This window comes from Pseudomonas sp. AC463, from assembly GCF_979253585.1.
On the sequence record NZ_CEEDDZ010000958.1, the window covers coordinates 1 to 250 of the forward strand.

Genomic DNA, 250 nt, shown 5'->3' on the forward strand with positions numbered 1-250 from the left:
GGCCTGTCGATCTGTTACGACCTGCGTTCTCCCGACTTGTACCGGGCGCTGAGCGATGCCGGCGCGCCCGTGCTGGCGGTGCCGGCGGCGTTCACGCAACCGACCGGGGCGGCGCATTGGCACACCCTGTTGGGCGCGCGCGCGATCGAGGCGGGGGCGTGGGTGATCGCCGCCGCGCAGACCGGCGAGCATGCGGACGGCCGCACCACCTATGGCCATTCGCTGGTGATCGATCCGTGGGGCGAGGTGG

At 72.4% G+C, this 250-nt stretch carries 1 protein-coding gene; it reads left to right on the forward strand.

Features of this window, described 5'->3' with window-relative positions:
• The coding region (locus AC0IYH_RS33075; RefSeq protein ID WP_471838618.1) for a nitrilase-related carbon-nitrogen hydrolase at nucleotides 1-250 on the forward strand (250 nt) is incomplete at both ends.